Source organism: Streptomyces sp. NPDC127117, from assembly GCF_042677325.1.
In the GTDB taxonomy this organism is placed as follows: Bacteria; Actinomycetota; Actinomycetes; order Streptomycetales; family Streptomycetaceae; genus Streptomyces.
Genome location: NZ_JBHXTM010000005.1, coordinates 95,901 through 113,580 on the forward strand (window position 1 = coordinate 95,901; position 17,680 = coordinate 113,580).

The following is a 17,680-nucleotide window of genomic DNA, read 5'->3' on the forward strand; positions in this document are numbered from 1 at the left end:
GCGGGCCGCTCGCAGGGGTACGGGGTCACGGCGCCGGGGTGGCCTGCCACGGCGCGCCCGGTACCACGAGCGGCGAACCGGTCACCGGGTCCGGGACGATCACCGCCTCCAGGCCGAAGACCTCACGTACGAGATCGGCCGTGACGATGTCGTCGGGGCGGCCCTCGGCGACGATCCGGCCCGCCTTCATGGCGACCAGGTGGTCCGCGTACCGGGCGGCCTGGTTGAGGTCGTGGAGCACGGTGACGACGGTCCGGCCGCGGGTGCCGTCCGCCGCCGGGGCGGTGAGCCGGCGCACCAGGTCCAGGACCTCCACCTGGTGGGCGATGTCGAGGTACGTGGTCGGCTCGTCGAGCAGCAGCAGGTCGGTCTCCTGGGCGAGCGCCATCGCGATCCAGACCCGCTGGCGCTGGCCGCCGGACAGTTCGTCCACGGACCGGTCGCCGAGTGCGGTGACGTCCGTACGCTCCATCGCGTCGGTCACCGCCCGCTCGTCCTCGTCCGACCACTGCTGCCACCAGTGCTGGTGCGGCTGGCGCCCGCGGGCGACGAGGTCGCTGACGGTGATCGCCTCGGGGGCCACCGGGGTCTGCGGCAGCAGCCCGATCGACTGGGCGATCCTGCGGGTGGGGATCTTCGACAGCTCGGTGCCGTCGAGGAGGACCGCCCCGCCGCGCGGCTTGAGGAGCCGGCCGAGCGCGCGCAGGGTGGTCGACTTGCCGCAGGCGTTCGGGCCGACGATGACCGTGACCCGGCCGTCCGGAATGTCGAGGTCCAGCGAGTCGACGACGGTGCGGTCCTCGTACGCGAGCGTCAGCCCCCGCGCGGTGAGCCGGCCGGTCCCCGCAGCCGTCTTCGCGGCCGTCCCCGTGACCGCCTTCGCGGTCGTCTCCTTGGCCGTCTCCTCGGCAGTCGCCCTGGCGCCGGACGTCGGGGTCGAACTCATGCTGTGCCTCCACTACGGCCGCGACCGCCGCCCTGACCGCGGATGATCAGCCAGATCAGATACGGGGCGCCGACCGCCGCCGTCAGTACGCCCACCGGAAGTTCGGTGGGGGAGAAGAGCCTGCGCGCCAGCAGATCCGCGAACACCACGATCACCGCGCCGAGCAGCGCCGAGGAGAGCAGCGGGATCTGCGCGGTCCGGGTCATCCGGCGGGCGATCTGCGGGGCGAGCAGCGCCACGAAGTCGACCGGGCCGGCCGTGCCCGTCGCCACGGACGCCAGGACCACGCCGAGCGCGACCAGCCCCAGCCGTACCCGTCCCAGCTGCACGCCGAGCGCGGTCGCGGTGTCGTCGTCCATCGATACGGTGCGCTGGGCGCGGGCTGCCCACAGCACGGCGGGCAGCAGGATCAGCAGCGTCCAGCCGATCGGCGCGGCCTCGGACCAGCCGCGGCCGTTGAGCGAACCGGTCATCCAGATGTGCGCCTGCTGGGCGACCAGGTAGTCGCCCTTCGTCAGGAACAGCGTGGTGACCGAACGCAGCGCGATCGCGAAGCCGATGCCGATGAGGACGAACCGGGTGGCGTGCAGCCCGCCCCGCCAGGCGAAGACGTACACGAGCGCCGCCGCGGCCACCCCGCCGATCACGGAGAGGTAGGGCAGCACGGTGTACGAGGTGATGCCGAAGGTCATCGCGCCGACCGTGAGCGCGCTCGCGCCCTGGCTGATGCCGATGATGTCGGGGCTCGCGAGGGGATTGCGGGCGACGGTCTGGATCAGCGCGCCGGCGATCCCGAAGGCCGCACCGACCAGCAGCCCCACGGTCATCCGCGGCAGCCGCAGCGTGCCCACGACCAGTTCGTCCGGGGACGGCTGCCCCAGGATCACCTTCACGGCCTCGCCGGGCGCGACGAAGCTCTCGCCGACGCAGAGGTACGCGACACAGACGGCGGCCAGCACCAGGACGAGGGCGGTGGCGACCAGGGCCGCCCGCCGGTGCAGCAGGAACCGTCCCCGTGCCCCGATCCGTACGACCCGGTACCCGGCGGGCCGCACCCGGACCCCGGCCTTCGTACCGGCGCTCATGCGGGCACCGCCTTCCGGCGTACGAGGGCGACCAGGAACGGCACCCCGATCAGTGCTGTCATCACACCCGCCGGGACCTCGCTCGGCGGGAACACGATCCGGCCGATCACATCGGACACCAGCAGCATCACGGGCCCGATGAGGGCCGCCATCGGCAGCACCCAGCGGTGGTCGGAGCCGACGACCGCGCGGGCGATGTGCGGGACGGCGAGCCCGATGAACGCGATCGGCCCGGCCGCCGCGACACCGACCCCGGTCAGCACCGTGGCCCCGACGCCGCCGACGATCCGGACCGTCGCGACGTTCTGCCCGAGTCCCTTCGCGACGTCCTCGCCGAGCGCCAGCGCGTCGAGGCCGCGGGCGACGGACAGCACCAGCACCACCCCCACCAGCAGGAACGGCCAGATCTGCTGCGCCACATCGGCCTCGCGGCCGGCGATCGAGCCGACCTGCCAGAAGCGGAACTCGTCCAGCGCCGAGGCCCTGGTCGTCAGCACCGCCGAGACCACCGAGACCAGCAGCGCGTTGATGGCGGCACCGCCCAGCGCGAGTTTCACCGGGGTGGCGCCGCCGCGCCCGCTCGACGCGATCGCGTACACGGCGACGGAGGCGATCGCCGCCCCCGCGAAGCCGAACCACACGTACCCCGTCAGGCTGTGCACCCCGGCGAACGCGATGGCCAGCACCACACCCACCGAGGCGCCCTGGCTGATGCCGAGGATGCCGGGGTCGGCGATGGGGTTACGGGTGATGCCCTGGAGCACCGTGCCCGCGATGGCCAGCGCGGCGCCGACCATCAGCCCGATCAGGGTGCGCGGCACGCGCATGTTCCGGATGACTTCGGCGTTGTCGGAGTGTCCGCCGTGCAGGAGGACATCGATCACTTCGGACGGGGGTATGGAACGGGCCCCCACGGCCAGGCTGAGAAGTACCGCCACGAGCAGCGCCACGACGGCCGCCGCCGTCGCGAGTGCGCGTCTGGAGCGGCGTGGAGCGGCGGCTGACATCGGACCCAATCAAGTGGCGGAGAACAAGTGGCGTGAACGGTGCGAAGGTAAGGCTTGGCTAAGTCTAAGCACCGTCATTCCGGGCCCGAAGGCCGCACCGGGCACGGACGCGCCGCCCGCCCCCACGACAATGGTTGCCATGCCCTCTCACCCCTTGACGGTCGGCTTCGACCTCGACATGACCCTCCTGGACACCCGGCCCGGCATCAAGGCCGCCTACCTGGCGCTTTCCGCCGAAACGGGGACGCCGATCGACGCCGACCTGGTGGTGAGCAGGCTCGGCCCGCCGGTCGACGAGGAACTGCGGAACTGGTTCCCGGCCGAAAAGGTGGCCGCGATCGCCGACCGCTACCGCGAGATCTACCCCACACACGCCATCGCCCCCAGCCTCGCGCTGCCCGGCGCCCGGGAGTCGATCGCGGCGATCCGGGAGAGGCGTGGCCGGACGATAGTCGTCACCGCCAAGCACCGTCCGAGCGCGGAACTCCACATGTCCCACCTCGGCATCGAGCCCGACGCCGTCATCGGCGGCCTGTGGGCCGAGGCCAAGGGCCACGCCCTGCGCGAGCACGGCGCACACATCTACGTGGGCGACCACACCGGTGATGTACGAGGCGCCCGCACGGCCGGGGCCCTGTCGGTCGCGGTCACCACGGGCCCCTGCGACGCGACGGAACTCCGGGCGGCGGGAGCGGACGTCGTCCTGTCGTCCCTGACGGAGTTCCCGGCGTGGCTGGAGGGGTACGCGGCACGCTGAGGCCTGCGTCTCCCCAATGCCTTGGCCGCGCACTCGGCCCGGAGCAGCTTCCCGCCCTGCCCCGGCAGTCCGCCGCGCATCGGGTACGCGCCCCAGGACTCCGCGTAGAGCGTGACGAGATACAGCCCGCGCCCGCGTTCGGCCGGTTCCTCCGGTGTCCCGGCGCCCCATCGGAACGGGGCGGGGATGCGCGGATCGGTGTCCCACACGCTCAGCCGGACACGGCTGCGCCCGGCGTCGCGCAGACGCAGGGAGTACGGCCCCGAGGAGTAGAGGTAGGCGTTGGTGACCAGCTCGCTCGCCAACAGCTCGGCGATTTCGGCGAGTTCGGGCATGCCGTGCACGCGCAGGACGTTGCGGAGGGTGGCACGGGCGGCGCCGGGGGCGCGGGGATCCTGCGGGAGTTGGAGGGTGTATGTCCAGGGCGGGGATACCGTGGAACCGACCATGGAAGTCTCCCTTCACGGAGGGAAGTTGAAGGATGCACTTCGAGTTGCCCGGTGACGAGGCCGCTCCGTCGAGCGGGGTACTTCCGGGCGGGTGGCCTGGGTCACACACTAGAGCGCAACATGTAATGCATTCCATGAAGTTCGTGGAATGCATTACAGATACCCTCGTGTGGGTGACAAGGTCCGGGAGCGAGTGATGTCGGCCAGTACGACGCCAACGGCCCGCCGACAACGGCTGGGAGCGGAACTTCGCAAGTTGCGTGAGCATGCCGGGATTACCGCGACCGAGGCCGCCAGGCTCCTTGGCGGCAACCAGGCTCGTATCAGCAACATCGAAGCCGGTCGCTACGGCGTCAGTGCCGAGCGGGTGCGCACGCTGTCCTGCCACTACGACTGCTCGGACCACGAGTTGGTCAACGCACTGGCGGCCATGACCGGCGACCGCAAGCGTGGCTGGTGGGAGGAGTACCGCGAGATTCTTTCCAGCGGCCTGCTGGACCTGGCAGAGCTTGAGCACCACGGGGCCACGCTGCGCACCTCGCATACAGCCGGACTGCCTGGACTGCTCCAGACCACGGACCATGCACGTGAGGTATTCCGCCAGGTCGTTCCCGCTCTTTCTCCTCCGGAGGTCGAGCACCGCCTGTCTTTTCGAATCAAGCGTCAAGGCATCATTTTCCGGGAGGACCCACCCCCTTACCGTGCGGTCATCCACGAAGCAGCTCTGCACATGGAATTCGGCGGGCCGACCGTGGCCAGACAGCAACTGGCGCATCTCCTGACCATGAGCGAGCGTGAGCAGGTCACGATTCAAGTGATCCCGTTCAGGGCGGGTGCGTACCCAGGAGCGGGCCAGCCCATCTACTACGTTCACGGGCCCGTGCCGCAGCTGGACACCGTTCAGCTGGATCAGGCACACGGCATCGTCCTCCTGGATGCCGAAGCCCAACTCAACAAATACCGCCAGGTCCTGGCCCGTCTGGAGTCGCTCGCCCTGGACGTTGCCGGGTCGCGAGACCTGATACGCGCCGTTGCCCAGAGCTTGTGAAGGGATCCGAATTGTCGAGTCACATGTGGCAGAAGTCTTCGTACTGCGGCGAGGGCGAGTCCTGCATACACGTAGCAGCCCCCGCCCCGGGCACGGTCAGTCTGACCGAGTCCGCCGACCCCACCGGGGCGGTACTCCGCACCACACCCGCCGCATGGGCCGACCTCGTGCGTACCCTCAGAGAGGGCCGCTGCCGGGACTGACTCCCGGAGAGTCTGCGGCCGGTCAGGAGATGTCCTTGATCACGGCGTTTCCGGCTTCGGCCGCGCGGGCGTAGAAGTCGCGCAGGGTCGCGAAGTCGGCATGGCGTGAATGTATTCCGAGGTGGTCGGTGTGGGGACATGGTGTTCGCGGGCGATCTCCGGAAGTTGCATGACACGAATGCCGGGAAGCTGAGGGACGGCAGCCTCGACGGCATCGATGGAGTACGAGGGTCGCTCGTCGTCCGATGCCAGGAGGCGTGCGCGAGTCACCGAACCGGTTGGAGTCGCCAGCCAATATGCGCTGGGAAGGCGCTCCTCGGCGGGATACAGCACCACGGTCTGTGCCGCAACGGCGAAACGTGAGGCGAATTCCGGCTCGGTCGGCCGATGGGAGACGGCATCCTGGACGAAGATGTCCAGAATCAGTGACACATCGCCAGGGACATCCGAGTAGTCGCACAGCACAAGAGCATCCCGGTCGCGGTTGTCCTGATCGGCGTCGATGTCGGCGACATCGACAACGTTCGGCTCAACGCGCAGGCATGACGCCAGGGCATTGGAGACTCGGGCCGGCTGCAGGCGGTCGATGGTGAAGAGGTTGTACGTCATCGGCAGGTCCCGCTGTAGAGGTCCAGGTTTGCTCGATCACGCCGGGAACGTTCCTCGGGCTGGTGGGAAACATGCTGCGCGGTACTGCCTTCCCATTGCTGGGTACCGCGAGGTCGCCGACCCGCCGGCGGGTGCTTTCTCGTCAGAGTCTGCTGGTCAGATCAGGTCCCAGGCCGTCCTCGTATGCGTCCGGCGTTGCGAGCCCCGCGGGCGTGGCGACTCCGAAGTACGTCGGCTCGCCCAGTTCGGGAGGGGTGCCGAGCAGGGAGCCGATTTCTTCCAGGGCGGCGGTGAGCCGTGGAGCGTTGTTCCGGTAGACCTCGGGGTGCGGGCGTCCCGTGAAGTCGTACCACCCCCAGATGTCGTGGTGCACCGACAGTTCGGCCGAGAGGCCGGTGGGTGCGGTGGAGAGGGAAAGGCCGACCAACTGTGGCTCCTTCCGGGGCTGCCCGGCCGCGTCGATCCATGTACCCGGGCCGATCACATCAATGTCCGCGATGTCGGCGGAGGGGTATGCAGAGGGGCGGCTGCCACGCACCCGCCCTGGAACGCTCGGATCCCCCAGCGGCCCGGTGAGCTCAAGAGTGCTTGTGATGCCGGTCGGCCCGATGTCCAGAACGTACCAGCTGTACTTGAGCTCGATGGGGGCGAGGAGCTCCAGTCGGGTCAGTACGTCACACATCCGCGCCGCGACCAGGAGAGCCGATTCCAGCCCCGGTGCAGCGGTGTCGTAGAGATCCCAGTACCAGGAACCGCATTCCTGCGGCGCACGTTTCAAGGTCGACACAAGAGCCTCCAGAGAGAACCAGGCGCGTCTGTGGGGGAGTGGGGGCCCATGGCGGTGTGTGCTGGCCTGGCCGTGGTTTCACAGCGGCATTCCTGTGCAGCGCGAACGCGCCTAGCCTGTGCGGGGGTTCAGCTTCCACTGGTGCTGGTGGCCAAGTAGTCGTTGATCTGTCGCAGGCGCTGCCAGGCGGCGGGGTCGGTGCCTTCGCCGAGTGCGTAGTGCAGGGCAGGCCGGGCGGCAGGGCCGAGCCGGGTCGGGGCGAAGGGTGTGCGGTCCGCATCGAGCTCGGCCACGGCGTCGCGGCCGAGGGTGAAGGAGAGCGGCACCGGAGGCGGCTCGTGGTGGGCCGAGGTGGTCAGATCGGCGCGTGCGGTGCGTAGTTGGACGATCATCGTGGCGAGGTTGTGCCTGGCGGCCAGGGATTCGGCCAGCTCGGGAATGGTGTCCACCGGAGTGCTCTGACCGGCGCGGTAGCCGACGGCCAGCGTGATGTGCTCCTCGACGCCGAGGTGGGTGCGGGCGGTGCGCACGGTGGCGACCGCCGGGCGGTCGGGGGTGCCGATCGCGACGGCCCAGGTGGGCAGGGACTGCTGGGCGCGGGTGCGGGCCAGGTCGGTCAACTGCCTTGGTGACCATGGCACGCTGACGGGTTCGGAGGTTGCCCATCCGGCGGGCGGGGCTCCGGTGAGGGTGCGCCAGGCCTGTTCCAGGGCGCCGCCCAGGACGAGATGTTCGTCGGCGGGGTGGACCGTACGGATGGAGAGCAGCAGTTGCTGTTCGTCCTCGGTGCCGGTACGGGGCCGGAAGGCGTCCGCGATCCGGGGGCTGTCGGCGGCGGCGTGGGTGAATCGCCCGTCGTGCCAGTGCAGTACGGATCCGGAAAGGCCGTCGTAGTACCCGCATTCGGGGTCGCTCACGACCCAGCGGGAGGGCAGCCCGTCCAGCAGCGTGCGGGCGGGGAAGGTGAGCCGGGTGCTGGGCGGGGTGACGAGCTGGAGTTCGTATCCGGTGCGGGCCGCGTTGCGCACCACGTCGGTCAGCCAGGTCGTGGCAGCGATCACGGGGCGGCCCTGGATGACGACGGCGGCCTTCTCGGTGAGCAGGTCGACGCCCAGAGGTGTCGCTTCCGCGACGGCGTCGGCGAGGTCGGTCACGACCTCGGTGTGACCGGCCTCGCGCGGCCAGACATCGCCCCCGTGCACGGCGACCAGCCGCCCGGCGACGGACCCGGCCAGCCGCGCGGCCCCCTCCACGGAGCTGGTCGCCCGCACCTCGGTCCACCACACGGGCGACTCCGCGTGCACGTCGGGCCCGAGCAGCCGGGCCACCTCGCCCGGCACTTGCACGTACCGGGGCGCTTCGAGCGACACCAACGCCTGCCCGGCAGCCGTGCACAGCTGAGCGACGGACCCGTCGCCGGCCCGGTTCACGAGCAGATCGGGACCGCCGGCGAGGAGCCCGGCCAGCACTGTTCCGGTGTCCGGCATCTGCGGGGTGAGGGCTATGACGTCCTGGGTCATCGGCTGCTCCTGGTACGAGAAGTGGGGGCAGGTGTCAGTACCGACCCGACAACTCCTCCAAGACGTCCGAAGACGATGCCTCTTGGGGGGTGTCCTCGGAGATCACGCCGATTTCGGGTCGGGTTGGTTGCTTGGCCAGCCAGTCCAGCGCCGCGAGCGGGGCGAGCCCTTGTCCATGGGCTTCTCGCAAGGCCAACAGCCAGTCCGCTCCCACGTCGAATGCATCGTCTCCGGCTGCGGTCCGAGGGAAATAACCGGCGGCGGCATCGCCGACGGAAGCCCAGACGAAGCCGAGCGTCCTTCCGTCCCGCTGAATGGTGAAGTACCGGACCGGGTGCTCGGTGACCTGCTCGTACTCGTCCTCGGACTGCGGAATGCGGGACTGCAGCAGGCTTGCCCGGTTGAGCCCTTCGAAGGTTCCCCAGGAATCGTCGTAGGCAGGACCCTCGTTCCGCAGGTCCTTGAATCCGGTCTCGCTCGGTGCTGCGTAGCGGTTCTCGTCCCCGGGCGTGGGCGCACTGCCGAGCAGCGCCGAGATGCCCTGCAGTGCGGCAGCGAGCCGGGGAGCGTTCGCCGCGTACACCTCAGGCTGTTCTCGGTCGCGTGTGTCCCTCGTCAGCCAGGCGTCGGAGTACGTATCCAACGTCACGGCAAGCAGCTTGCCGCCCCAAACTTCCAGATGGATTGCGAACAGTTTCTCCGCGCGATACTTGAATCCTGGCTCCAGCCACAAGCCAGGGCATTCGATGCGGATGATGACGATGAAGTTCCCATCAAGAGCCTCGGCTTGCGCCACGGCCTGCGCAAGGGCCGATTGCGGAGCTAGGGGGGCCGTCCCTACGCGCATGTCTTTCACATCGAGGTGGACATCACGCGGATTGTCCCGGTCCATGACTCGAACGTTGGCTTTCCCTCCGGGCAGAGCGAGCTCCCGTTCAGCCAGCTCGTTCCAGATCGCTGCCGCGATCTGTGCGGCTCGGGTGGGCCGGATCTCACCACTGTCCGCAGTAAGTTCCCACGTCCAGTCGCCGATCGGGGTCGAGGAGATCACAACATGTCCTTGGGGTCGAGCTTGCTGCCGGGAGGGATCACGAGGGTTCCGTCCTCCAGACGTACGACAAATGCGATACCTTCGCCCTTCGGCCCATTCCCGCCGCGATGGATGTCCATCAGGGCATCGTATGAGCCGTTCGATATCCAGTCCGCGCGAGTTCCTCGGCCACCGTCCACGAGCAGCACGTGGTGGTCAGCTTCGGCTCTCGCCAGCTGGAGCAGGTTATGGCCTCTGGTGATCTCGCTGATCTCATCCATGGGGTTGTTGAGGTGTTTCATCTGGTAGGCGTAGACGGCACCGGACTCGTCCTTGATGCGGACGTCCATGTCGGCACCGACCGGAACCTTCTGCTCAAAGTCGATGGAGTGCCCGGGCACGCCGCTCCTGACCAAGTCGTCCGCAAAGATGATTTGATCGGCGCTGGGCTGGAACATTTGTTCCCTTTTTGCTCCCAGTGATGATATGACGTGCCCGAACTTGTCGCTTTGATTGAATTGCCCAGAGGCGATGACATCGGCGACCCGTTGGCCGTCGGGCTCCGAAGCGAGCCGGTCGAGCACCCTGTCAAGGACATTGGGCTTCGGCCGTTGCTGGCCAGGGATTCCCTTGATCGCGTCACGGACGCGTTGTGCCGAGCCCGTGAGTGCCGTCGTCGATGATCCACGCGGGGCGGCAGGCCCCCGGGCTGAGTGCGTCGATCTTGTTGGCCGCGTTGCGTTCGGCTTCCTGGAAGCCCTCGCACGCTGTCGCCACACCGTCCATCAACGCCTGGTGCTTGTCGGTCTTGCTCTTGTCCTCGGTCCAGTCGTCGTCGCCCCGGACGCTGTCGACGAAGTCGATCGCGTCCAGCCTCAGCTGCTTGAGCCGGTCGGCGTGCGGCTTGGCCTCGAAGACGAAGGTGTCCAAGGCGTCGGCCAGTGACTCGATGTCCCCGGCGAACTCATCGGCCGTGTCCATGACCGGCTGGGTCGAGGAGAACAGCTTCTCGGCCTCGGGGGCCTTGTAGTACGCGGCCGTCGCCTGGAATCGGGAGTGGACGTCCTTTCCGCCCGTCCGGATGCCCGTGGCATGCGTACGGAGACCGCACGCGGCCTTCTCCAACTGGCCGAAGTCACCGGTGTACTGGGGGATCCCACCCGGTTCGATCACGGCGGTTACTTCCCGCCCCGGTGGCCGGACTTCTGCCCGACCGCCCTGATCTCGGCGAGGGTCGGGGCCTTCGCCGCCTCGCGCTGGGCGCGGGCGGCCATGGCCAGATCGCCCTCGATGTACTCGGTGGTGGCCTTGACCGTGCCGTCCATCGACTTCTTCGTACGGGCGGCCATGAACCTGATCTGCTGCTGGGTGTCGGAGATGAAGTTCACCACCGCGGCGCCCACCGGGCCCGAGGGCGCCTCGCCGCAGTACGGCCCGCTGATCGTCCCCGCGTGCAGCGCGGCATCCTCCACGCTCTCGCCGTAGCCCCTGACGCCCTTGCTCAGGTCATCGGCCGCCAGCCCCACCAACGACAGAACGGACTCCACCCCGCTCGGCCTGATGTCCCACCCCGTCACGCCACCCCCCTGCGTCCCCCGCTGATACGTCCCATCGACTGTGCCCGGCAGCATGCGTGCCACTGGCAACAGGATCTTCATCTGTATCAAGGCGTCCGTAGCATTGGCAACGCACTTCAAGCCAAACGCGTGTCGGTCTGGATACGCGGCGTTGCCGCCGGAATCCTGTGGCGATCGGGGTTCTCGCTGGTTGCCAGCTCGCAGTGGCTGATCGGTCTCCGGTCGTTGCCGGTGGGGCGGTGGCCGGGTGGCCGGGCGGAGCCGCCTGCATTGTTTGCGAAAGGGAAGTCGGATGGGTCCGTTCTCTCCTGGCCGGCGATGCTCTCGTTCATGAGTGCCCTGTCCAGGGCCGGTCAGCCTGAACCTGTCAGCCCCGCCCAGGACTCGTGGCCGAAGCGGCCACCCGGTGCCCGGTGTCGCGGTGCTACCGCTTCGCCGCCCCCGCGCGCACCGACCGGATCACGCCTGCCGCGGCGATCAGGAAGCCGACGCCCATCAGCATGCACAGCGACCAGGCGATGGACGGCAGCGGGTGGGTGCCGAGGAAGAGGGGCGCCATTGTGACCAGGGTGGACAGTGCGCCGAGGAAGAAGACGATCGCGCCGATCCGGACCAGCCGGTCACCTGCGCCAGAAGGTGTAGTAGTCACCCGGCCAGGGTAGTTCCCGGCGGCGGCGAACCGCCCCGCGGCCACCGGCGCGGAAAGCAAGCGCCGTTTCCGGACAGAGTCCGGATGACCAGGCTTGACGAGGGGTACTCCCCCTGGGGAGGCTGCTGCCAGCAGGGGAGCACCACCACTGGATAGCCTGACCTGCTGAGGCTTTGTTTCCGGGTTCCGGCATACAGGTTGCATACGGGTTGAGATGGGGTGCGTGCTTTGCCGACTGGCAAGGTCAAGTGGTTCAACAGCGAGAAGGGCTTCGGCTTCCTCTCCCGCGACGACGGCGGCGACGTCTTCGTGCACTCCTCCGTGCTCCCCGACGGCGTCGACGCACTCAAGCCCGGCCAACGCGTCGAATTCGGGGTCGTCGCAGGTCAGCGAGGTGACCAGGCGCTCTCGGTGGCGATCCTGGACCCGACTCCGTCCGTCGCGGCCGCGCAGCGCCGCAAGCCGGACGAGCTGGCGTCCATCGTGCAGGACCTGACGACCCTGCTGGAGAACATCACGCCGATGCTGGAGCGCGGCCGCTACCCCGACAAGGCGGCCGGGAAGAAGATCGGCGGCCTGCTGCGCGCGGTCGCCGACCAGCTGGACGTCTGAATCCCGCCCCGCTCGACATCGGATCCCGCGTGATGCGGGATCCCGTCCTGCTCGACTCGTGATCCTGGGCGAACGCGAGGCTCAGACGAACGACAGTGCGTCGGGGCCGAGGGGCGGTACCAGTCCCTCGGCCGCCGCGCGGGTCAGCAGTCCGCGGATCGCCGCGTAGCCGTCCTCGCCCAGGTCGGCGGTGAACTCGTTGACGTACAGCCCGATGTGCTGGTCCGCCACGGCCGGGTCCATCTCCTGGGCGTGCGCCAGCACGTAGGGCCGGGACGCCTCCGGGTCGTCCCAGGCCATCCGCACCGAGGTGCGCACCGAGTCGGCGAGCAGCTTCAGCGTGTCCTCGCCCAGCGAGCGCTTGGCGATGATCGCGCCGAGCGGGATCGGCAGCCCGGTCGTCTCCTCCCAGTGCCGGCCCATGTCCGCGAGGTTGTGCAGCCCGTAGTTCTGGTAGGTGAACCGGGCCTCATGGATGACGAGACCGGCGTCCACCTTCCCGTCGCGCACGGCGGGCATGATCTCGTCGAACGGCATCACGACGATTTCGCCGACACCGCCCGGCACCACCTCGGCCGCCCAGAGGCGGAACAGCAGGTAGGCGGTGGAGCGCTCGCTCGGTACGGCGACGGTCTTTCCCGTCAGGTCGGTGCCCGCCTCCTTGGTGAGGACCAGCGGACCGCAGCCCCGCCCCAGCGCCCCGCCGCACGGCAGCAGCGCGTACTCGTCGAGCACCCACGGCAGCACCGCGTACGAGACCTTGAGGACGTCGAGCTCGCCGCGCTCGGCCATGCCGTTGGTGATGTCGATGTCCGCGAAGGTGACATCGAGCGCGGGCGCACCGGGCACCCTTCCGTGCGCCCAGGCGTCGAAGACGAAGGTGTCGTTCGGGCAGGGCGAGAAGGCGATCCGCAGCGGGTTCGACGGATCGTTCGACGGGTCAGGCGTCGTGTCGGTCATGGTGGGTCCAACCTTCCAGTACGGGTACGAGCTTCCCGAACGCCCCGGTGAGCGCGGCCAGCGCGTCGCCGATGCGCCAGGCGTCCCGGTCGCGCGGGCCCACGGCGTTCGAGACCGCCCTGATCTCCAGGACGGGCAGGCCGACGAGCGCGGCTGCCTCCGCGACCCCGAAGCCCTCCATGGACTCGGCGGCGGCCGAGGGGTGCGCGGCGAGCAGGGTGGCGGCGCGGTCGGCGGAGCCGGTCACGGTGGAGACGGTGAGGATGTCACCGGTGAGCGCGCCGGTGGCGGCGGCCACCTCCCGTACCAGCGACCGCGGCGGGAGATGCCATGCGCGGCCGAAGCCCAGCTCGGTGACCGGCACGAAGCCCGTCGCGGTCTCGGCGCCCAGGTCCGCCGCGCCGATGCGGCCGGCCACCACCAGGGAGCCGACCGGTGCGACGCCGGCGAACCCGCCGCCGATGCCGGCCGAGATCACCAGGCCGTAGCCCTCGTCCGAGGCCAGAGCGAAGGCCGCCGAGGCCGCCGCGGCGGCCGGTCCGGCGCCGCCCGCCAGGACGTCGAAGGGGCCCGCGCGGTGGAGTTCGGCGCCGGGGACATGGTGCACCCGCGCCTCGGGAACGTCCCCGAACGCGCGCGTGACCGCGTCCCGTTCTGCTGGGACAGCGGTCACGACGAGCACACGCACGGGGCGAATCCTCCGAGGTCAGGAGGGGGAGGGGATCAGGAGGTCTTCTTCAGCTCGAAGTGCCAGATGCCGACGAGCTTCTTGCCGTTGGTCTCCACGATGCTGATCTGCGTCTTGTCCGTGGTCTCGCCGGTCTGGCTGGAGAAGAAGGCGCTGCCCGGGATGGACCGGTAGGTCTTCTTGTACGGCTCCTGCTCGGCCTGCTGACCGTTGATGAACAGGGTCCAGCCGTTGTCCGCGACCTCGGGGTCGACGCCGAAGCGGACCTTGTCGTCCATCGCGACCTCGACGGACTTCTCCGCCTTCTTGTTGAGGCAGCTCTGGTACTCGGACGGCTTGAGCGCGTCGCCGTCGTTGTAGCAGGACGCCTCGGCGCTCACCGAGTTGCCGCCGACCGTTACGGTCGCGAGCGGCGTCGGCTTGTCGCAGGCGGAGAGGACAAGGAGTCCCGCGGACACGGCACCAAGAGCGACGCCGATTCGGCGGCCCTTACCGGAGAAGAACGCAACGGTCATGGGCCGAAGGCTATCGGTCGCTCCGGTTCACGCCACGCGGGGGTGCGGCGAGCCGCGGCGCGCCGCGCTGAGCAGACCCCGTACGGACGTTGCGGCGCCGAGGGCGAGGATGCCCGCGGCGACCGACATGCCCAGTACGCCGTTGAGGGGGAGGGCGATGCCGATGCCGCCGCCGACCACCCAGGCCATCTGGAGCACGGTCTCGGACCGGGCGAACGCGGAGCTGCGTACCTCTTCGGGTACGTCGCGCTGGATCATCGCGTCCAGCGAGAGCTTCGACAGGGCCAGCGTGAAACCCGCGGTGGCGCTGAGCGCGGCGACCATGACCGTGCTGAAGAAGAGCGCGGCGAGCACCGCGACCCCCAGGGCCAGGGCCAGCACCGAGACGACGATCGCCTCGGGGGCGCGGGCCCGCAGCCAGGAGCCGACCGCCGTACCGGACGCGTTGCCCACGCCGGCCGCGACGCCGGCGATGCCGAGCGAGACGGCGGCACTCTGCCCGGCGAGCGGTTGCTCGCGCAGCAGGAACGCCAGGAAGAAGATCAGGAAGCCGGAGAGCGCGCGGTGCGCGGAGTTGGCCTGGAGCCCGTTCAGCACGGACGGGCCCACGGATCGCAGCCCCGGCCGCTTCTCGCCGTTCCGCTCCCGGCGCCCCGCCCGGCCCGGCCGCCCGCCGCGCCCCGACTCGCTCCGGGAGACCGCCAGGCCGTGCGGCGGCACCAGCTGGGCCTTCCGCTCGCCCTTCGCGGAGTCGACCTTGTGCGGCAGTGTGAAGGCGAGCACGGTCCCGCCGAGGAAGATCACGCACGCCCCGTACAGCGGCCAGCCCGGCCCGACGGTCTGGAGCCCCGCCCCGATCGGGGCCGCGATCCCGGTCGCCAGGAGCCCGGCCAGGGTGACCCGGGAGTTCGCCTTGACCAGGGAGAAACGCGGCGGCAGCAGACGCGGTACGACGGCACTGCGCACCACCCCGTACGCCTTCGAGCAGACCAGGACGCCCAGCGCGGCCGGATACAGCTCCAGGCCGCCGGTGGCGACCGCGCCCGACATGGTGAGCGCCAGCACCGCACGGGCCAGCATCGACCCGGCCATCGCAGCGCGCCGGCCGTGCGGCAGCCGGTCCAGGAGCGGGCCGATCACGGGGGCCAGGAGCGTGAAGGGCGCCATGGTGACGGCGAGGTAGAGGGCGACCCGGCCACGGGCCTCGTCCGTCGGTACGGAGAAGAAGACCGTCGAGGCGAGCGCGACCGTGATCATCACGTCACCCGCGCCGTTCACCGCGTGCAGTTCGATCAGTTTGCCGAGCCCGGACTCCCCGGCGCCGTGCGCGTGCGTCGCCTTCCGGATGCCCTTCGCGGTGCCGGTGAACGGCTTGTGCAGGGCATGACCGACCGCCCGGCCCGTCGTGCGGAGCGGGCCGGATTCTCTGTGCGACCTGGCGGAAGTCACTTCGTCATAGTGCCCCAGCCACGGTGGCGGCGAACCGGCATCGGCACGGGGCGCGGCGTACTTGGCCCTGTCGGTCCAGCGGTCCGCCCCGGCCGGACGGGCCCGGATGGGCCGGGGCCGGCCCGGGGCGGCGGCCTGACGCGGGCTCCCGGGGCGTTCCTCGCGGGCGGCACAGCACCGGATCCGACGCTGTCCGCCACCGGGTACGGCGTTGATTCGCCACCGGATACGGCGTGGAACAGCACCGGACACGACGCTGTCCGCCACCGGACATGGCGTTGTTCGTCACCGGATCCGATGCTGTTCGGCACGGGATCCGGCGTTGTTTGGGACGGGCAGGTGGGCGGGGGGCGGCGGAGAGGGTAGCGTGCGTAGCGCGCCACCGGCGGTTGTTCTCGGCCGCGCGCCTCTCGGCGATCCCGCAGAATGGGTTGCAGAAGGTGTGCCCGAGGCAGGCAGTAACGGGTGTGGACGTCGACGCGGCCCCCAGGTCCGCTCCGCCCTCACCCGTCATGGCCGAAATCGATGGATGTGCTGGCGCGCTCGTGAGACTGGCGTAGGAGAGAAGCGAGACCTGTGAGTGCTGCGACGACGCGAAGCCGTACGGCCCGTACCCCTGTCCCCGACCGTCTGTGCGCCGAGGCGGTAGACCTGGCCCGCGCGGCGGCCGAGGAGGCAGCCGCGCCGGGGGTCGTCGGTGAGCATGTGGCCGTGGTCTCCGAGGGTGACCGGGTCGTCACCCACTTCTTCGAGTGCAAGGAGCCCGGCTACCGGGGCTGGCGCTGGGCGGTGACGGTCGCCCGGGCCTCCCGCGCGAAGAACGTCACCCTCGACGAAACGGTGCTGCTGCCCGGCAGCGACGCGCTCCTCGCCCCGGAGTGGGTGCCGTGGAGCGAGCGGCTGCGCCCCGGCGACATGGGGCCGGGCGATCTGCTGCCCACCGAGGCGGACGACATCCGCCTGGAGCCCGGCTACACCGGCGAGGACGAGCCGCCGCCGAATTCCGCGGTCTCCGAGGTCTCGCAGGAGCTGGCCGACCTCGTCGATGCGGAGGACGCCGAGCTGACGACCCGCCCCGCGACGACGAGCCGGGGCTCGATCGCGGCGGTCGCGGACGAGCTCGGCATGCGGCGGGCGCGGGTGCTGTCCCGGTACGGGCTGCATGCGGCGGCCGACCGGTGGGACGAGGCGTTCGGCGCGAAGACACCGATGGCCCAGGCGGCCCCGGCCTCGTGCGTGACCTGTGCGTTCCTGGTGCCGTTGGCGGGCTCGCTGCGGCAGGCGTTCGGGGTGTGCGCGAACGAGTTCGGTCCGGCGGACGGGCGGGTCGTGTCGCTGTCGTACGGGTGCGGTGGGCACTCGGAGGCGGCCGTGATGCCGAAGCCGCCCAAGCCGGCGCCGCATGCGCTGGACACGGTGCAGGTCGACGAGTATCCGTTGCGGCCCGCCCGGGACTCCGGCTCCGTCCCGGCGGAGGCGGACGCTCCCACGGAGGACCTCGGCCACTCGTAGGCGGTGGCCCGCGACGGTGCGGCTTCCCGCGGGGCGCGGGGGCGGGGTTGCGGGGTGCTACGGCGGTCCGGGTCCGTCCTCGATCGCCGGACGGGCTTGATCCTGTCGCTCGTCCGGGGACCGACTTCCTGCGGGCCCGGGGTTTTGCCGTCCGTCCGGGGATTCGCCGAGGGCTGGGATTTCGTCGTCCGGGAGTCTTCCGGCGGTGCGGGGGTCTTCCGCCGGTCCGGGAGTCTTACGTCGGTCCGGGAGTCTTCCGCCGGTGCGGGGGTCTTCC

General features: G+C 70.0%; 20 protein-coding genes and 1 pseudogene. 5 read left to right on the forward strand and 16 right to left on the reverse strand.

Annotated features, from left to right (window positions below; translation table 11 throughout):
• Window positions 1-25: 25 nt before the first annotated feature.
• Genes ACFVH0_RS06665 through ACFVH0_RS06675 form a run of 3 tightly spaced genes read right to left on the reverse strand, consistent with a single transcriptional unit; the run spans window position 26 to window position 3,038 of the window.
• On the reverse strand, window positions 26-946 hold the full coding sequence (locus tag ACFVH0_RS06665) for an ABC transporter ATP-binding protein (RefSeq protein WP_385818417.1): 921 nt from the start codon (window positions 944-946) through the stop codon (window positions 26-28).
• Entirely contained in the window at window positions 943-2,031 is a 1,089-nt protein-coding gene (locus tag ACFVH0_RS06670; protein ID WP_385818418.1) for a FecCD family ABC transporter permease, read from the reverse strand. The genes ACFVH0_RS06665 and ACFVH0_RS06670 overlap by 4 nt, the downstream gene beginning before the upstream one ends.
• Window positions 2,028-3,038 carry a FecCD family ABC transporter permease gene (locus tag ACFVH0_RS06675; protein ID WP_385818420.1) on the reverse strand — a complete coding sequence of 337 codons (1,011 nt, stop codon included), beginning with the start codon at window positions 3,036-3,038 and terminating at the stop codon, window positions 2,028-2,030. Before ACFVH0_RS06675 ends, ACFVH0_RS06670 begins: the two co-directional genes overlap by 4 nt.
• 139 nt (window positions 3,039-3,177) lie before the next feature.
• On the opposite strand from ACFVH0_RS06675, the gene ACFVH0_RS06680 reads away from it, so the two are divergent.
• Window positions 3,178-3,795 (forward strand): HAD family hydrolase, encoded by a 618-nt coding sequence (locus ACFVH0_RS06680; RefSeq protein WP_385818421.1) that lies wholly within the window; start codon window positions 3,178-3,180, stop codon window positions 3,793-3,795.
• A 23-nt stretch (window positions 3,796-3,818) separates the two neighbouring features.
• On the opposite strand, the pseudogene ACFVH0_RS06685 reads toward ACFVH0_RS06680, so the two are convergent.
• Window positions 3,819-4,244, reverse strand: a pseudogene (locus ACFVH0_RS06685) (ATP-binding protein); the annotation flags it as partial.
• 196 nt (window positions 4,245-4,440) lie between these two features.
• Here ACFVH0_RS06685 and ACFVH0_RS06690 point away from each other — a divergent pair.
• Window positions 4,441-5,292, forward strand: a complete 852-nt coding sequence (locus ACFVH0_RS06690) for a helix-turn-helix domain-containing protein (protein WP_385818423.1) — start codon at window positions 4,441-4,443, stop codon at window positions 5,290-5,292.
• 23 nt (window positions 5,293-5,315) lie between these two features.
• Complete coding sequence (locus ACFVH0_RS06695; protein WP_385818424.1) at window positions 5,316-5,495, forward strand: DUF397 domain-containing protein; 180 nt, start codon at window positions 5,316-5,318, stop codon at window positions 5,493-5,495.
• Between the two features lie 39 nt (window positions 5,496-5,534).
• Here ACFVH0_RS06695 and ACFVH0_RS06700 read toward each other — a convergent pair whose 3' ends face one another.
• The 8 genes from ACFVH0_RS06700 to ACFVH0_RS06735 form a co-directional block, all read right to left on the reverse strand.
• On the reverse strand, window positions 5,535-6,104 hold the full coding sequence (locus tag ACFVH0_RS06700) for a hypothetical protein (RefSeq protein ID WP_385818425.1): 570 nt from the start codon (window positions 6,102-6,104) through the stop codon (window positions 5,535-5,537).
• A 142-nt stretch (window positions 6,105-6,246) separates the two neighbouring features.
• Complete coding sequence (locus ACFVH0_RS06705; RefSeq protein WP_385818426.1) at window positions 6,247-6,891, reverse strand: hypothetical protein; 645 nt, start codon at window positions 6,889-6,891, stop codon at window positions 6,247-6,249.
• 128 nt (window positions 6,892-7,019) lie between these two features.
• Window positions 7,020-8,411: a DUF6177 family protein gene (locus tag ACFVH0_RS06710; protein WP_385818428.1), complete on the reverse strand. Its 1,392-nt coding sequence runs from the start codon at window positions 8,409-8,411 to the stop codon at window positions 7,020-7,022.
• A 34-nt stretch (window positions 8,412-8,445) separates the two neighbouring features.
• Window positions 8,446-9,462 carry a hypothetical protein gene (locus ACFVH0_RS06715; protein ID WP_385818429.1) on the reverse strand — a complete coding sequence of 339 codons (1,017 nt, stop codon included), beginning with the start codon at window positions 9,460-9,462 and terminating at the stop codon, window positions 8,446-8,448.
• A complete protein-coding gene (locus tag ACFVH0_RS06720; RefSeq protein ID WP_385818430.1) occupies window positions 9,459-10,025 on the reverse strand; it encodes a hypothetical protein in 567 nt (188 codons plus the stop codon). The genes ACFVH0_RS06715 and ACFVH0_RS06720 overlap by 4 nt, the downstream gene beginning before the upstream one ends.
• 55 nt (window positions 10,026-10,080) lie before the next feature.
• Complete coding sequence (locus ACFVH0_RS06725) at window positions 10,081-10,614, reverse strand: hypothetical protein (RefSeq protein WP_385818431.1); 534 nt, start codon at window positions 10,612-10,614, stop codon at window positions 10,081-10,083.
• Window positions 10,615-10,619: 5 nt separating this feature from the next.
• Window positions 10,620-11,018: a DUF6507 family protein gene (locus ACFVH0_RS06730; RefSeq protein WP_385818432.1), complete on the reverse strand. Its 399-nt coding sequence runs from the start codon at window positions 11,016-11,018 to the stop codon at window positions 10,620-10,622.
• A gap of 424 nt (window positions 11,019-11,442) precedes the next feature.
• Complete coding sequence (locus ACFVH0_RS06735) at window positions 11,443-11,667, reverse strand: hypothetical protein (RefSeq protein ID WP_385818433.1); 225 nt, start codon at window positions 11,665-11,667, stop codon at window positions 11,443-11,445.
• Between the two features lie 228 nt (window positions 11,668-11,895).
• Between ACFVH0_RS06735 and ACFVH0_RS06740 the strand changes: the two genes are divergently transcribed.
• Window positions 11,896-12,279: a cold-shock protein gene (locus ACFVH0_RS06740; protein WP_072485776.1), complete on the forward strand. Its 384-nt coding sequence runs from the start codon at window positions 11,896-11,898 to the stop codon at window positions 12,277-12,279.
• A gap of 81 nt (window positions 12,280-12,360) precedes the next feature.
• On the opposite strand, the gene ACFVH0_RS06745 is transcribed toward ACFVH0_RS06740, so the two are convergent.
• Genes ACFVH0_RS06745 through ACFVH0_RS06760 form a run of 4 tightly spaced genes read right to left on the reverse strand, consistent with a single transcriptional unit; the run spans window position 12,361 to window position 15,891 of the window.
• Window positions 12,361-13,239 carry a 1,4-dihydroxy-6-naphthoate synthase gene (locus ACFVH0_RS06745; protein ID WP_385818434.1) on the reverse strand — a complete coding sequence of 293 codons (879 nt, stop codon included), beginning with the start codon at window positions 13,237-13,239 and terminating at the stop codon, window positions 12,361-12,363.
• Window positions 13,220-13,927, reverse strand: a complete 708-nt coding sequence (locus tag ACFVH0_RS06750; RefSeq protein ID WP_385818435.1) for a futalosine hydrolase — start codon at window positions 13,925-13,927, stop codon at window positions 13,220-13,222. The genes ACFVH0_RS06745 and ACFVH0_RS06750 overlap by 20 nt, the downstream gene beginning before the upstream one ends.
• 35 nt (window positions 13,928-13,962) lie before the next feature.
• Entirely contained in the window at window positions 13,963-14,442 is a 480-nt protein-coding gene (locus tag ACFVH0_RS06755; protein ID WP_385818437.1) for a DUF2771 domain-containing protein, read from the reverse strand.
• A 27-nt stretch (window positions 14,443-14,469) separates the two neighbouring features.
• On the reverse strand, window positions 14,470-15,891 hold the full coding sequence (locus ACFVH0_RS06760) for an MFS transporter (RefSeq protein WP_385818439.1): 1,422 nt from the start codon (window positions 15,889-15,891) through the stop codon (window positions 14,470-14,472).
• A 576-nt stretch (window positions 15,892-16,467) separates the two neighbouring features.
• On the opposite strand from ACFVH0_RS06760, the gene ACFVH0_RS06765 reads away from it, so the two are divergent.
• The gene (locus ACFVH0_RS06765) at window positions 16,468-17,403 is read left to right on the forward strand and encodes a DUF3027 domain-containing protein (protein WP_385818440.1); all 936 of its coding nucleotides are present in this window, start codon (window positions 16,468-16,470) and stop codon (window positions 17,401-17,403) included.
• The last annotated feature ends 277 nt before the right edge of the window (window positions 17,404-17,680 follow it).